General features: G+C 73.3%; 13 protein-coding genes and 1 riboswitch. Of the genes, 5 read left to right on the top strand and 8 right to left on the bottom strand.

Annotated elements, in window-relative coordinates; genetic code table 11:
* Window positions 1-110: 110 nt before the first annotated feature.
* On the bottom strand, window positions 111-1,058 hold the full coding sequence (locus ABD481_RS36335; RefSeq protein ID WP_344670393.1) for an ArsR/SmtB family transcription factor: 948 nt from the start codon (window positions 1,056-1,058) through the stop codon (window positions 111-113).
* A gap of 275 nt (window positions 1,059-1,333) precedes the next feature.
* A riboswitch (S-adenosyl-L-homocysteine riboswitch) is annotated at window positions 1,334-1,413 on the top strand.
* 59 nt (window positions 1,414-1,472) lie between these two features.
* On the opposite strand from ABD481_RS36335, the gene ahcY reads away from it, so the two are divergent.
* Window positions 1,473-2,966: an adenosylhomocysteinase gene (gene ahcY / locus ABD481_RS36340; RefSeq protein WP_344670394.1), complete on the top strand. Its 1,494-nt coding sequence runs from the start codon at window positions 1,473-1,475 to the stop codon at window positions 2,964-2,966.
* 90 nt (window positions 2,967-3,056) lie between these two features.
* Here ahcY and ABD481_RS36345 read toward each other — a convergent pair whose 3' ends face one another.
* A complete protein-coding gene (locus ABD481_RS36345; RefSeq protein ID WP_344670395.1) occupies window positions 3,057-3,662 on the bottom strand; it encodes an isochorismatase family protein in 606 nt (201 codons plus the stop codon).
* An 80-nt stretch (window positions 3,663-3,742) separates the two neighbouring features.
* Window positions 3,743-4,756 carry a GlxA family transcriptional regulator gene (locus tag ABD481_RS36350; RefSeq protein WP_344670396.1) on the bottom strand — a complete coding sequence of 338 codons (1,014 nt, stop codon included), beginning with the start codon at window positions 4,754-4,756 and terminating at the stop codon, window positions 3,743-3,745.
* A 263-nt stretch (window positions 4,757-5,019) separates the two neighbouring features.
* Here ABD481_RS36350 and ABD481_RS36355 point away from each other — a divergent pair, with 263 nt between their 5' ends.
* Window positions 5,020-5,193, top strand: a complete 174-nt coding sequence (locus ABD481_RS36355; protein ID WP_344670397.1) for a hypothetical protein — start codon at window positions 5,020-5,022, stop codon at window positions 5,191-5,193.
* A gap of 140 nt (window positions 5,194-5,333) precedes the next feature.
* On the opposite strand, the gene ABD481_RS36360 is transcribed toward ABD481_RS36355, so the two are convergent.
* On the bottom strand, window positions 5,334-7,694 hold the full coding sequence (locus ABD481_RS36360) for a hypothetical protein (RefSeq protein ID WP_344670398.1): 2,361 nt from the start codon (window positions 7,692-7,694) through the stop codon (window positions 5,334-5,336).
* 186 nt (window positions 7,695-7,880) lie between these two features.
* On the opposite strand from ABD481_RS36360, the gene ABD481_RS36365 reads away from it, so the two are divergent.
* Window positions 7,881-8,855 (top strand): SAM-dependent methyltransferase, encoded by a 975-nt coding sequence (locus tag ABD481_RS36365; protein ID WP_344670399.1) that lies wholly within the window; start codon window positions 7,881-7,883, stop codon window positions 8,853-8,855.
* Between the two features lie 181 nt (window positions 8,856-9,036).
* On the opposite strand, the gene ABD481_RS36370 is transcribed toward ABD481_RS36365, so the two are convergent.
* From ABD481_RS36370 to ABD481_RS36380, 3 genes are all read right to left on the bottom strand, one after another.
* Window positions 9,037-9,978: an ArsR/SmtB family transcription factor gene (locus ABD481_RS36370; RefSeq protein WP_344670400.1), complete on the bottom strand. Its 942-nt coding sequence runs from the start codon at window positions 9,976-9,978 to the stop codon at window positions 9,037-9,039.
* A gap of 399 nt (window positions 9,979-10,377) precedes the next feature.
* A complete protein-coding gene (locus tag ABD481_RS36375) occupies window positions 10,378-10,905 on the bottom strand; it encodes a hypothetical protein (RefSeq protein ID WP_344670401.1) in 528 nt (175 codons plus the stop codon).
* 24 nt (window positions 10,906-10,929) lie between these two features.
* The gene (locus tag ABD481_RS36380; protein ID WP_344670402.1) at window positions 10,930-11,190 is read right to left on the bottom strand and encodes a hypothetical protein; all 261 of its coding nucleotides are present in this window, start codon (window positions 11,188-11,190) and stop codon (window positions 10,930-10,932) included.
* Window positions 11,191-11,286: 96 nt separating this feature from the next.
* Here ABD481_RS36380 and ABD481_RS36385 point away from each other — a divergent pair, with 96 nt between their 5' ends.
* Window positions 11,287-11,829, top strand: coding sequence for a MarR family winged helix-turn-helix transcriptional regulator (locus ABD481_RS36385; protein ID WP_344670403.1), 543 nt, complete (start codon window positions 11,287-11,289; stop codon window positions 11,827-11,829).
* Window positions 11,830-12,062: 233 nt separating this feature from the next.
* Here ABD481_RS36385 and ABD481_RS36390 read toward each other — a convergent pair whose 3' ends face one another.
* Entirely contained in the window at window positions 12,063-13,508 is a 1,446-nt protein-coding gene (locus ABD481_RS36390) for an aminotransferase-like domain-containing protein (RefSeq protein WP_425559377.1), read from the bottom strand.
* A 187-nt stretch (window positions 13,509-13,695) separates the two neighbouring features.
* Between ABD481_RS36390 and ABD481_RS36395 the strand changes: the two genes are divergently transcribed.
* Window positions 13,696-14,538 (top strand): DMT family transporter, encoded by an 843-nt coding sequence (locus ABD481_RS36395; protein WP_425559378.1) that lies wholly within the window; start codon window positions 13,696-13,698, stop codon window positions 14,536-14,538.
* Window positions 14,539-14,638 lie beyond the last annotated feature (100 nt).

Consider the following 14,638-nt stretch of genomic DNA (forward strand, 5'->3'; position numbering starts at 1 on the left):
CTCCAAGCCGGGCCGCCGGCCGGCGCGGCCGGTCGACGCGGCCGGTCGACGCGGCCAGGTGCGGCTGATCAATCAGCCGTTTCGCACCGCCCCTCCCAGGCGCCGATCGTCTACGCCCGATCCGCGTCGGCGATCAGGTCCCGTCCCAGCCGCGTCACCTGATGCCGCACCGCCTGTCCGTCCCGCATGGTGTCGATCAGCCCCGCGCCCCGCAGCACCGTCGCGTGCCGCGAGGCGGTGGCGGGCGACAGGCCCAGGGAGTCGGCCAGGTCGCCGGTGGTGATGGCGGGCGACCAGGCGATGGTGGTCAGCGTCGCGGCGCGTGAGCTTCCAAGCAGCGCGGTCAGGGCGATGCTGGGGCCGCGCAGGACCAGGTCGGGGGAGTTGAGCGCGTAGGGCGTCGGGTAGCCGATGGTGACCAGGTCCGGGTCGGCGTCGTCGATCAGCAGCACGCCGGTGGCCAGGGTCAGCGGACGCAGGACCAGGGTCCGGCCGGCCAGTTCGCAGTCGTGGTCGGAGACGGTGTCCAGGGTGAGGGTCGAGCCGGCCCAGTGGATCTTCGGATGGACGGCCGACAGCGCGGACCCGATGCCGGTGGCGGCGGCCCGCGCGCCGGCCCGGGCGGCGGTGCGGGCGACGGCGGCCGAGATGCGGCGGCGGTAGGGCTCGATGGCGGTGGTGCGGAAATCGGTCACGGCCGCCTGCAGGCGCTCGTGCGCGGCGTCGTCGCCGTCGGCCAGCGCGCGGTTGAAGCGGGTCAGACCGTTCTGCGGCGCTATGTGCTCCAGGTAGTCGACCACGTCGGTGATCAGCGGTCCGTCCGGGCGGCTCAGCAGGCCGGGCAGGCTGCGGACCGTGTACAGGCCGGTGACGGCGCTCAGCGAATCAGTGGCCTGACGGCGCGCGACGTCGTCGCGCCAGCGGGTCAGGCGCGGGACCGCGGCCCGGTCCCCGTCGGCGGCCAGGGCCCCGCCGCTCATCAGCTCCAGGCCGAAGTCGGGCGTGGAGGCGATGCGGACCCGGGCCACGTCGTCGCTGGACATGCGGATGCGGATCACCGGTGCCCCCTCCCCGTCGCAGCGCATTTGCGCCTGATTGCAAGAGCGTAGCCCGGTGCCGCGCCGATGATCGAGCATTTATGCGTTCGAGCACTGATTTCCGGATTCGTAGTCGCAGCGTTGTCCAGAAGGGGGACCGTGATCCAGACGGACTGCAACGTTTCGTGACCCACTGGTCGTCGGGACCGGGCCGCGGGGCCCGGCAACATCGGACGGTCGGCACCTGTCCCGCCCGGCGGTGCTACCGTTTTCGGTGCGTCCAGCGCGACGCCGCCGATGCCGAGAGGCGCTGCAACGGATCCTCGCGATCCGCCACGCTCGGTCTCGATGTCTTTCCCAAGGGCGCCTCCCTCGCGGAGGCGCCCTTGGTGCTTCCCGGGTTCCATCACCTCATGCGAAGACGGGAAAGCAAGCATGAATCACAGCGTGCAGACTCTGCACACCCCCGATCCCCGCTGGTTCCACGAGACCGACGGCTTGCAGTTCGCGGTCGCCGATCTGGAGCTGGCCGAGTACGGCCGCCGGCAGATCCGCCTGGCCGAGCACGAGATGCCGGGCCTGATGGCCCTGCGCGCCGAGTACGCCGCGGCCCAGCCGCTGCGCGGCGCCCGGGTGGCCGGCTCGCTGCACATGACCGTGCAGACCGCGGTCCTCATCGAGACCCTCGCCGCGCTCGGCGCGGAGGTCCGATGGGTGTCCTGCAACATCTTCTCGACCCAGGACGAGGCCGCCGCGGCCGTGGTCGTCGGGCCGGACGGCACGCCGGCCAAGCCCACCGGCTCCTCGGTGTTCGCCTGGAAGGGCGAGACGCCGGCCGAATACTGGTGGTGCACCCGCCGCCTGTTCGACTTCGGCGACGGTCAGGGTCCTGACCTGCTCGTCGACGACGGCGGCGACGCCACCCTGCTGGTGCACCTCGGGGCCGAGTACGAGACCGCGGGTCGGGTGCCCGAGCCGGAGGCCGGCGACCACGAGGAGCGCCGCCTGATGCTGCGGACGCTGGCCGAGAGCCTGGCCGAGGACGACCGCCGGTTCACCCGGATCGCGGCCGGGATCCGCGGGGTGTCCGAGGAGACGACCGCCGGCGTCGCGCGGCTCTACCGGCTGGCCCGCGAGGGCCGCCTGCTGTTCCCGGCGATCAACGTCAACGACTCGGTCACCAAGTCCAAGTTCGACAACAAGTACGGCATCCGGCACTCGCTGCTGGACGGCCTCAACCGCGCCACGGACGTCATGCTCGGCGGCAAGCTGGCCGTGGTGTGCGGCTACGGCGACGTCGGGAAGGGCGCCGCCGAGGCGCTGCGCGGCCAGGGCGCCCGGGTGGCGGTGACCGAGGTGGACCCGATCAACGCGCTCCAGGCGGCGATGTCCGGCTTCCCGGTTGTCCGGCTGGAGGAGGTGGTCGCGACCGCGGACGTGTTCATCACCGCCACCGGCGGCACCGGCGCCGTGCGGGCCGAGCACCTGGTGCGGATGAAGCACAACGCGATCGTCGGCAACGTCGGCCACTTCGACACCGAGATCGACATGGCCGGTCTGGCGGACGTGGCCGGCGTGGTGAAGACCGAGATCAAGCCGCAGGTGCACGAGTGGGCGTTCCCCGACGGCCACTCGGTGCTGGTGCTCTCCGAGGGCCGGCTGTTCAACCTGGGCAACGCCACCGGGCATCCGAGCTTCGTGATGTCGGCGTCGTTCGCCAACCAGGTGCTGGCCCAGATCGAGCTGTACACGCATCAGGACCGGTACACCGAGGATGTCCACCGGCTTCCGAAGCACCTCGACGAGAAGGTCGCGCGCCTCCATCTCGACGCGCTCGACGTCCACCTGACCGAGTTGTCGGAGGAGCAGGCGGATTATCTCGGGGTACCGATTGAAGGTCCTTACAAGGCGGATCACTACCGGTACTGAGCACAGCCGGTAGGTTCGTTGCGTACCGGGCGTCCGGCGGCCGTTCGTCGGGCGCCCGGTACATGGGTTCAGCGGTTGGTCAGCGGCCCCTCAGCTGCCGGTCAGCGCGTCCACGGTCGGCACCACGACCCCGAACAGGTCCCCGATCGTCGTCAGCGCGGCCGTGTGCAGCGTGGCGGCGGGCACCGCGGTGCCGTCCGGGGCGGTCAGCGAGCGGGTGGCGGTGGCCTCGGCGACGACCGTCGGCCGGTAGCCGAGGTTGAAGGCGCCCTGGGCCGTGAACGTGACGCACATGTGCGTCATGAACCCGGCGAGCACGAGCTCCTCGCCGGCGCCGAGGTCGCGGAGGGTCTTCTCCAGCTCGGTGTGGTGGAACGAGTTCGGGAACTGCTTCACCACCACCGGCTCGCCGTCGATCGGGGCGACCTCCGGGCTGATGGCGCCGATCTCGGCGCGGATGTCGTAGGGCGTGCCCTCGCCGCCGTCGTTGATGACGTGGACGATCCGGGCTCCGGCCGTCCGGGCCGCCGCCAGCAGCCGCGCCCCGGCCGCCAGCGCCTCCTCGGCGCCCTCCAGCGCCATCACGCCGGAGCGGTACGTGTTCTGGTAGTCGATCAGCACGAGCGTGGCGTCGGCGAGCCGGGGCGGGGTGCCGTCGAGGCCGATAACGGTACGAAGTGTCGCGGAAGTAGACACAGTGTCTCCTAAAATGGGTTGGGGGTTGTCGGAACGGACGATCGGACGATCGGACGGCCGGATGGACCGCCGGTTTCGGATCAGGCGTGGACGCGGAACCGCCGTCGGTACGCGGCGGGTGTCGTCCCGATCTGCTTGCGCAGCGCCCGGTGCAGGGTTTCCACCGAGCCCAGGCCGCTGCCCACCGCGACCTGCTCCAGCGGCTGGTCGGTGCTCTCCAGCAGGCGCCGGGCGGCCTCCACGCGTGCGGCTTCCACGTAAGCGGCCGGCGTGGTGCCGGTCTCCCGGCGGAAGATCCGGGCGAAGTGCCGTTCGCTCAGGCACATCCGGGCCGCCAGCGCCGCCGCCGACAGGTCGGCGTCCAGGTGGTCGGCGATGTACATGCGCAGCTCGTCGATGTCGCGGCGGGTCGCGGGCGGCGCGCTGAGCGGGACCGAGAACTGGCTCTGGCCGCCCTGCCGCTTCAGGTAGATCACCAGCTGTCGTGCCACCGCCAGCGCGACTTCCTCGCCGAGGTCCTCGGTGACGAGCGCCAGGGCCAGGTCCATGCAGGCGCTGATCCCGGCCCCGGTCCACACGTTGCCCGAGCGCACGAAGATCGGGTCCGGATCCACGGTGATGTTCGGATGCTCGGCCGCCAGCTGCGCCGCGGTCGACCAGTGGGTGGTGGCGGTCCGGCCGTCGAGCAGCCCGGCGGCGGCCAGCACGTGCGCGCCCACGCAGACCGACGCCACCCGCCGGGCCAGCGGCGCCACCCGCTCCACCCAGGCCACGACGTCCGGGTCGACCAGGGCGACCGGGCCCTGCGCCGTGAGATCCACCGCCCCGGGCACCAGCAGCGTGTCGAGCACCCCGTCCACCGCGTCGAACGCGAGGTCGGTGAGCAGCCGTATCCCGGCCGACGTGGTCACCGCGCCCGGCGCGCCGCCGGCCAGCTGCACGGCGTAGCCGGCCGTGCCCGCGGTCTCCCGGTTGGCCAGCGCGAAGACCTCCGCGGGGCCGGTGACGTCGAGCAGGTCGACGCCGGGGAAGACCGCGATCACCACGCGGCGGGTGCCGGTGGAGGAGGCGGAGAGGGCCGACGTGGTGGACATGGCTCCATCCTCGCCCGGGGGCGGGATGGCCGCAATGACGGTGTTCTGTCGGATCCGGACATCGGATCGGACATCGGATCGGACCTCGGGTGCGGAAGTCGGGTGCGGACTGCGGATGCGGACTGCGGACTGCGGATCCGGACCTCGGGTTCGGACCTCGGGTTCGGCGTCGCGGCCGATGGCGACGCGGGTTCGCCCCCTCTTACCGAGGCCGGATCCCTTTGCTAGCATCCGCGCTGATCAGCGTTCTGATGGAGGAAACCATGTCCTTCTCGACCGCGCTCACCACGCTCGTCGGCGTGCTGGGACTGGCCAATCTGGTGCTCACCACGCGGTGGCGGGACGCCGGTGAGCGCGCGTCCCCGGAGCCGCCGCCGACCGCTGCCGGGCCGGAGAACCTGCCGGCCGCCGGTGTGGCGCCCGAGTCCCGGAGCTGATGGACCGCGAAACGCGACAGCCGCCCGGGGGACCTTCCAGTTCCCGGGCGGCTGTCGCGTCTTGTGTTCAGCCGAAAGCCGTTTTCTCCGTTAGCCGTTAGCCGTTAGCCGTTAGCCGTTGGCCGATTGCCGTGGGCCGCTCAGTTCGTGACCACACTCAGCCGCCGCTGCCCCGTGGCGGGCCGGGCCGCCGGGACCGGCGCCGGGGCGGCGTCGTGCTCGTTGAAGACAGCACCCTGCGAAGGCCGGTCCAGCTGGGTCGCCGAGAACACCGCGGTCTGCCCGTCCGGGCTGGTGACCAGCACTTCCGGTCCGGTGCCGACGAACGTGCCGAGCACCGGGGCCGCGGCCGGGGCCGGCAGCTGGAGCTTGAGCGCGCCGTCCGGCTCCACGACCTTCACGAACCCGCGCTCGGCGTCGAAGGCGAAGGTCGCGGTGGCCCCGGTCGCGTCGACCGTCAGCAGCTGGTCCGTGCCGTCGGCGACGGCCTCGGTGAGGATCGTCGGCGCCGCCCCGAGCTGCGGATCCACCGACAGGCCCCCGGTCTTGGCGGTCTTGCCGGCCGCGTCCACCGTGATCAGCTGCGCGTGGCCGTCCTTGTCGATGCCGACCAGCCAGGAGCCGCCGTCCTTGGTGAACCGCCCGGCGACCAGCCGGGTGTAGGAGGCCCAGTCCGGACCGGTGATCGTGCCCTGATCCACCAGGCCGCCGCCGGCGTCGACCGCGTAGACGTGCGCGCTGCCGTCGCGGAGCACGGCGAGCAGCTGCACCGCGGTGCCGTCGCCGACGAAGTGGCCGGCCGCCAGCGCCTTGGCGCCGTCGAAGCCGGCCGACAGCTGCTGCGGCGTGCCGAAGGTGGCGTCCGCGCGCCACGGGTAGCGCACGAGCTGGCCGCCGGTGGTGACGGCGACCAGGTCGTTGTGCCCGGGGGTGAGCGAGGGCAGCACCGTGCGGGCCCCGGTGGCGGCGCCGGTGACGGTGACCGTGACCGGGCCCCAGGTCGCGCTCTGGCCCTCCTTGTTCGTCACCGCGATGCTCACCGCGTGCAGGCCGGCGGTCAGCGTCGTGGTGTCCAGGTTGATCGCGCCGTTGGCGACCGCGGGCTGGGCCGGCGCCGGCGTGCCGTCCACGACCAGCGTCAGCTTGTCCAGGTCGGCGGCCGGGGCGGCGCCCACGGGGATCTGCACGGTGCCGGTCAGCAGCGGCGCGGCCGGGGCCGCCACGGCCAGCGTGAGCTGGTGGTTGGTGACGGTCACGGTGATCGGCGCGGACAGCGCCGAGATGGCGCCGGCGGCGCTGATGCCCTGCGCGGCGAGCTGGTGCGCGCCGTCGGTGAGCAGCGAGGTGTCCAGCTGCCAGCTCGCCAGGCCGGCGGCGGAGTTCGCCGACTCGGCCGGCTTGCCGTCGATCCAGAGCCGGACCCGGGCCGAGCCGCGCAGCGGGTCGGTGTCGGCGGCGTGCACCCCGACCACGCCGGAGGCCAGACCGTTGACCGTGTCGGTGCTCAGGGCCGGGGCCGCGGGAGCCGTCAGGAGCGCCGCGGCGGCCGCGGCGGACAACGAGGATCCGGTGCCGCCCGTGGGAGCCTTGGCGGGGCCCGTGGAGGCGTTCTTGAGCCCGGCGGCCACCCGCGCGGCGCTGCCCTCGGTCACCGCGCCCAGCCGCCAGAACTTCGCGGCCGCCGGCGGGGTCCAGTCGTGCACGCCGACCAGCTCCGGCGTGGCGGGCTGGCCGACCCAGTTGGAGTCGACCACCGTGAAGGCGCCGTTGCCCTTGTTGACCAGCACGATCGCGGTGTGCAGCGGCGAGGAGCTGTCGTAGTCGCCGATCTGGATGATGTCGCCCACGGTGGCGTCGCCGGCGGCCACCGGCACCGCGCCGGCGTTGGCGAAGCTGGCCTGGTAGTTGCCGCCGCCGTCGACCGGCCAGATCTTGCCGCCGGTGGCCAGGTACACGACGCAGTTCACGAACTCGCGGCACTGCCCGGTGGCGTCCTGGTGCGCGTCCAGGCAGGCCTGCCCGCCCCAGCGGCCGACGTAGGTCAGCGCGGTGGTGGCGATCAGCGCGTTGTCGAACTTCCCGGCCCCGGCCTTGGGGTGCGACGGCGGCGCGGGCACCGGGCCCGGCGCGGGCGCGGGCTTGCCGCCGGTCGGCGGCGCCGGGGTCACCGGCGTGACCGGCGAGATCGGCGCGACCGGGGTGATCGGGGCGATCGGCGACACCGGCGTGATCGGGGTGATCGGCGCGATCGGGTCGGTCCACGGCGCGGTGACCGGGGAGGTCGGGCCCGGGCTCGGGCTGGAGGTCGGGTCGGACGTCGGGGAGGAGGCCGGAGCGGAGGCCGGGGCGGCGGTCGGAGTGGGCGGGCTGGTCGGGGAGGCGGTGGGCGTTCCGGTGTCCGCGACGGCGGCGGTCGCCGAACCGGCGCTGACGACGGTGGTCAACGCCACTCCGGCGATGAGACGGCGGCGGACTCGTCGGGCCCTGGCATTCTTCGGCATGACCAAACTTTCTACCAGCGTTTGGGCGACAACACGACGTACAAACCGGGTCCAGGACGCATCAGAACAGTGACGGCTGCCCTGCGGCCGGATGTCGATCGCGTTGACGGCGCACGTCACAGCGATGTCCGGCGGACTTCGGGGATCGCGGACCCGCACCCGCCGGTGTCCGCTACGCTACCCGGCGTGGCCGACGCGCTTCATCAGCCCTCGAATACAAAGACCGGAATGCGGATCACCGACCCTGAGATCGATACCGAGACCGAGAACACGACCGAGACCGAGACGGACACCGAAGGCGACGCCGCTGTTGAAGGCGACGCTGGCGCCGACGCCGTGCGCCCCGACCCCGCCCCGCTGGCCCCCGGCTGGGTCCCGCCGGAACTGGACACCACCCGGGCCCACTCGGCCCGGATCTACGAGTACCTGCTCGGTGGAATGCACTACTTCGACGTGGACCGCGAAGCCGCCGAAACCGCGCTGCGCCACATACCGCAGGCCCGCGCGATGGTGCACGAGAACCGCGCCTTCCTGGCCCGCGCGATCCGCCTGCTCGCCGAGTCCGGCCTGACCCAGTTCCTGGATCTGGGCAGCGGCCTGCCGGGCACCGGCAACATCGGGGAGGTGGCCCGCGCGGTGCATCCCCAAGCCCGCATCGTCCTCGTCGACTACGACCCGATGGTCGCCGTGCACGCCCGCGCCCTGGTGGCCGACGGCGAGCCGGAGCACACCGCCGTGGTGCTGGCCGACGTCCGCCGCCCGGCGGAGGTGCTGGCCGATCCGGAGCTGCGCCGCGTCCTGGACCTCGACCGCCCGGTGGCCGTGGTGATGTCGGCGCTGCTGCACTTCATCTCGCCGGAGGAAGGGCCGCACGCCATCGTGCGCGAGTACCTGGCCGCGGTCCCTCCCGGCAGTGCACTGGTCCTGACCCACGTCACCGACGGCGGCCACCCGGTCCAGGCCGAGGCCGCCCGCCAGGCCTGGGGCCGCACGACGGCACAGATGTACGTCCGCACGGACGACGAGATCAGGGCCCTGTTCGACGGGACGGAGATCGTGGCGCCGGGACTGGTGCCGCGGCCGCTGTGGCGGCCGGACGGCGAGGTGCGGGGCGACTGGGAGGAGATCTGGGGCTTGGGCGGTGTCGGGATCAAGCGGTGAGGACTCGCAGGTGCATGATGAGGCGGCGGGCGGCAGTGCGCTTTAGCGCTGCTTCGCGGTCGTGCGCTTTCGCGTGACTTCGCGGTCGGGCGGGACTTCGAGGTCGCGCGGGACTCGCTCGACTTCGCGGTCGCGCGGGACTTCGCGGCCGGGCGCGCCTTCGCGGTCGCGCGGGACCTGCTCAGGGATTCAGCTCGACCAGCTGCTGCCCGACCGGCGTGAGCTCGTGGCGCACGCTCTTGCCGTCCCGGGTCGTGGCGACCAGGCCGGCGTTGCGCAGCAGTGCGGCGTGGGTCGAGGCCATCGGGACCGAGATCGCCAGGCGGCGGGCCAGGCCCGAGGTCGAGGACGGGGTCCGCAGGGCTCGGAGCGCGGCGGCGCGGCCCGGGCCGAGCAGGGCGGCGAGGTGGTCGTCGGCCGGACCGCCGGGTCCGCCGGGGTCGGGTTCGGCGGCCGGGTAGATCACCACGCGGCTGCCGTCGCTGCCGGGGCCGGCGTGGGCGCGCTGTTGGCCGAACAGGCAGGGGGACAGGATCAGGCTGCCGAGGGCCGGTTCGCCGACTGCGCGCCAGGCTATGTCAGGGTGCAGATTCGTCAGCATCGCCTGCGTCCCGGTGCGTTGCTCCTGCCGTTGGTGTGCCGCGACGTCGCGGTGCAGGCGCTGCGAGATCTCCGGCCAGTCCGGCATCAAGGCGGCCCGGTAGAGGGCGAGCAGGCCGTCGACGACGGCGCGCATCGCGGCGTCCTCCTGGTTGCGCAGGCCCCGGATCAGGCGGTCGGCATCGTCGGTCCTGGCCGCGGCGGTGGCCAGCCGGAAGCCGAGCAGGTGCGGCGGGGTGGCGCGCAGCTGGTCCAGCTCCTGCTCGAAGGCCGGGGCCGGGTCCGGGCCGGCGATCGCGAGCGGCAGGAAGGCCGGGGCGTCGGGATGCGCGCGGTTGATCAGCGGTATCAGGCGGCCGGAGGAGGCGCTGACCTGGCGACGGGCCCGCGTCCACCAGCGCCGGCGCCAGGGCGAGTGCCGACTGCACGGGCCGTCGTGCACGCCGTGGATCAGATGGCCGAGCGGCGACACCACGAACCGCGCGTCGGACAGGTCCTCCGCACGGTAATCGATGGTCTCCACCACGGCTCCTCCGCCTGCCTCTGCCTGCCTGCCTCCGCCGGCCCGTCCGACCCGCACACCGCGCGGCACGGCGCCGAGCCCCTGTCAATCCTTTGTACACAGCGCGCAAAGCAGTGACAGTACCCCCACCGCTGCCGCATGATCAGGGATTCCGGGAAGTCGGCCCCTCGCCGCCCCGGAAGGGGGAGCGGCGTCGCGGCCGGAACCGGCCGAGGGGGACGGCCTCCGGCGAGCGCGGTCCGCTCGCGGTGGGAAACGGGGGGCGGCGCCCGGGTCGCGAACGGTCCACTTCCGGCGCCGCGCTCACCGCGTCGGGCGGGCGGTGAGGGTTGCACCGCGCCGCCGGCCTGTCCCGCGAAATCCGGACCAGACCGCCGGCGCGGCGGTTCGTTCACTCCCTCAGATCACCGGCAGCCCCGCCTGCGCTGCCTGTGCACGCTGCGCGGTCGCGTCCAGCTGCCGTGCGTCGCGGACGAAGTCGCCGTCGATCGCGGTCTTCACCGTGTAGCGCAGTGTCTGCGTGGCGGTGGCCTCCAGGGTGTCGGCGGCGCGGCCGGCTGCGCGGCATTCCAGGGTCGCGGACACGGCCGAGGCGCTCTCGCGGCGGGCCAGGGCTTCCTGCTCCCGGCACAGCATGCAGGCGGCGTAGAGCACCAGCGCTCCGGGGCGGGTCATCGGATGTTCCAGGCGGTAGGCGACCTGTCCGGCCACCCGGCCCAGGGGCTCGCCCGGATAGCGGTCGGCCAGATGGCGGCAGGTCTTCGCCGCCGCGGCCAGATCCTCGGTGCCGACCGGGATCGCCGCCGGGAGCCGTTCGGCGTCCTCGGCCGGCAGCAGCACGGCGAGTTGGGCGGCGAAGTCGTCGCGGTGGATGCGCCGGTCGGCGTAGCCGTAGCGACCCGCGGTGAGGACTTCCGTACCGGTCATCTCGACCTCCTGAATACCTCGCGACTAAGGAGTCATCCCCATCATCGCGCCGCCGCGCGGACGGCGCCCCCGGGTGTGCGGGGTGACCTGGACGTGCCCGCCCCCGCAGCGCACGCAGCGGCCCTGGGTCAGCGGGGAGGGGGTGCGGTGCCCGTCCAGGAAGAACGCGGACTGCACCAGGCCCCGGCTGTCGTGGACGCGGCGGATCTCATAGCCCGCGCTCCACGCGTGGTCGCAGCCCCGGCACAGGAAGGAATAGGCCTGCTCGATCGGCGAATCGTCCATGCCGGCGCCTCTCCGCAGTGCGTGGTCGTCAACCCTTGCATTATGCAATGGTTCGATCCATGGCGGCAATCCGGATCATACGGTAGCTTCGCGACCGTGCAGACCAACAGCCGTCCGGACCGGGAGGTGCGCCTTCCGGCCGCGGACGCCGCTGCCGCCGCTGCCGGAGCTGCCGACGTGCGGGAAGTGACGGCCTCGCTGCTGGCCGCCTCCCGCCTGATAGTCGCGCTGTCGGCGCGGGCGCTCGCCGACGTCGACGAGACCCTGACCCTGCCGCAGCTGCGCACGCTGGTGGTGCTCGCCGACCGGCCGCCGCTGAAGCTCTCGGACCTGGCCGCCGAGCTCGGCGTGAACCCGTCCACGGCGGTGCGCATGGCCGACCGGCTGGCGGCGGCCGGGCTGCTGGCCCGCAGGCCGAACCCGGACAGCCGCCGCGAGCAGCTGCTGCTCCTCACACCGGACGGCCGTGACCTGGTCCGCACCGTGATGGACCGCCGGCAGGCCGAGATAGCCGAACTGGTGGGGCACCTGCCCGCCGCCGACCGCGCGGGACTGGTCCAGGCTCTGCGCTCGCTCACCGCGGCGGCGCGGCACACCTACCCGGATTCGCCGGACCATCCTGGGCTGCGCCTCGGCTGACGGGGAGTGCGACGCTGATCGCGCCGGCCCCGCAAACTGTGCCGGTTCGCCAGTCCGCCGATCCGCCAGTTTTGCCAGCTCGCCGGTCGCGCCGGACCTGCCATTCCAACCTCGCCGACTGTGCCGCGCCGGTCGGTTGATTTGCCGTTCGCCGATCGCGCCGGACCTGCCGACCCGAAACCCAAGCCCCGCAACCGCAACCGCAACCGCAACCGCAACCCGATCCGCCTTCCTCAGGACTCGGATTCCGCCCGCACCAGCGGCCCCAGCCGGCGCACCGCCTCGTCGACGTCCGCCGCCGAGGGTGCGGACACGTAGCTGATGCGCACGTGCGGAACTCCGTTGTCTCCCGCGTAGTAGTTCGTGCCGGGGGTCACCAGTACTCCGCCGGCCAGTGCTGAGGCTGTGAACTGCTCGTCGTCCAGGTGGCCCGGCAGTGTCACCCACAGGTGGTAGCCCCCGCGCGGTCGGAGGGCCAGCGCGTCGGCGCCGAACGCGGCCTCGACCGCCGTCGTCGCCACCTCGCGGCGGTGTCGCAGCGCCTCGGACAGGGTCCGCAGGCCGCGTCGCCAGCTCGCCGCCGTCACCACTTCCAGCGCCGTCAGCTGCAACGGGGCCGGTACCAGCATCGTGTCGACGATCTGGGCGGAGCGCAGCCGGGCCAGTACCGGGCCGCGCGCGGCCAGCGCCGCCACCCGGAGGTTCGGCGACGTCGCCTTGGTCAGGGACCTGATATGGACCACGGTGCCGTCCGGGTCGTCGGCCACCATCGGGGCCGGTACCGGTCCGGCGTCGGCGTGCGCCAGCAGGCGGACGAAGTCGTCCTCGATCACGAACGCCTGGTGCCGGCGCGCCAGCTCGCGGATCTCCCGCTGCCGGGCCGGGGTCATGCTCGCGCCGGTCGGGTTCTGGAACAGGGGCTGCGCCACCACCAGTCGGGCCCCGCTGCGCGCCAGCGCCGGTTCGAGGTAGTCCGGGCGCATCCCCTCGTGGTCCACCGGCACCGGTACCGGACGCAGCCCGGCGGCGTGCGCGGCGGCGATCGTGCCTGGGTAGGTCGGGGACTCGATCAGCACCCGGTCGCCGGGCTGGGCCAGGGCCCGCAGCGCGGTGGCCAGCGCGCTCTGCCCGGCGCCGCAGATCAACACGTCGTGCCGGCCCAGGCCGCCGCCGATGTCGGCGGCGAACCAGTCCCGCAGCTCCGGGACGCCGCCCACCGGCGGCCGCGCCCACGCCGCCGGGTGCTTGGCGGCCCGGGCCAGGGCGGTGGTCAGCGCTGCCATCGGTTGCAGCTCCGGATGCAGGTAGCCGCCGTTGAGGTCGACGACGTCCGGACCCGGCGAGGTCAGCATCCCCAGCAGCGCCGAGGCCTTGAACCCGCGCACCGTCCCGGTGGCCGCCGCGTCCTGTGCCGACTGTTCCAGGGTCGTCTCCTGCCACGCCGTGTCGCCGGCCGGTATCAGGGGACGGACATCGGTGCGGAACGTCCCGGCGCCGGGCCGCGAGCTGATCAGGCCCCGCTGGGTCAGCAGCGCGAGCGCGGCCGAGACCGTGGTGCCGCTGGCGTTGAAGCGCCGCACCAGGGTGCGGTGGGTGGCGATCCGGGTGCCGGACGGCAGCGGCGCTATCTCCCGGGCGAGGACCTCGGCCAGTTCGCGCCAACTGCTATCGTTTTTCATGGAAGACAAGCGTAGCGCTATCGTTTCGGAGCGGATATCGCCACTGCCGAATCGAAACCCGAACCCGGACCGGAACCCGAGTCCGACCTCGGAGGCCGGTCCGGACACGAGACCGACCCCGGACGCCACCCCGCCCCCCGCCCGCATCCCCAACGCCCGCCTCTGGTCGGCCAGCTCCAACGGCACCCTGCTCGCCGCCCTCGGCGTCCTCAGCTTCTCTTTCAGCTTCCCCGGCACCGCCTGGGCGCTCGAAGGCTTCGGCCCGTGGAGCGTCACCGGCATCCGCGGCGCTCTGGCCGCCGCCATCGCCGTCGTCGCGCTCGTCGTCACCCGCGCACCTCGGCCCCGGCGTGCGGACCGGACCGCGCTGATCGTCGTCGCCGTCGGCTGCGTGATCGGCTTCCCGTTGCTCACCACCCTGGCGTTGCAGACCTCGTCGACCGCGCACTCCGCGGTCGTGATCGGTGTGCTGCCGATGGCCACCGCGACGATCGGGGCGCTGCGCACCGGACGCCATCCGTCCAAGGTCTTCTGGGCCGCCGCCGCGACCGGTGCCGCTGCCGTCATCACTTTCACCCTCGCGCAGAACCACGGTCGGCCGACCGTCGCAGACCTCTACCTCTTCTGCGGGCTGCTGGTCTGCGCCGCCGGCTACGCCGAGGGCGGGCGGCTGTCCGCGCGGCTGCCGGGCTGGCAGGTGATCGCCTGGGGCGTGGTGCTCGCCGCGCCGGTCAGCCTCGCGGTCTGCGCGATCGCGCTGCCGGTCGAGCCGGTGCACCTCGGCGCCAAGGCCGTGACCGGGATGCTGTACGTCTCCGCCGTCTCGCAGTTCGGCGGATTCGTGGTCTGGTACCGCGGCATGGGGCTGATCGGGGTGGCCCGGGCCAGCCAGTTGCAGCTCGCGCAGCCGCTGCTGACGCTGGTGTGGGCGGTGCTGCTGCTCGGCGAGCGCATGACCGCCGCGGTTCCGCTGACGGCCGTGGTGGTGCTCGGCTGCATCGTCGTCACCCAGCGGGCCCGTGCCGCCTGACGGCCCGGGCCCGGAATTCGCTGCCGCGACCGCGGGCCGCCGACGGCCGCCGACAGGCCGCGGCGCCGGCCGCTGGCCACCCCTCAATGGCCGTCGACCG

The sequence above is a fragment of the Catenulispora yoronensis genome (assembly GCF_039531695.1).
GTDB classification, from domain to species: Bacteria; Actinomycetota; Actinomycetes; order Streptomycetales; family Catenulisporaceae; genus Catenulispora; species Catenulispora yoronensis.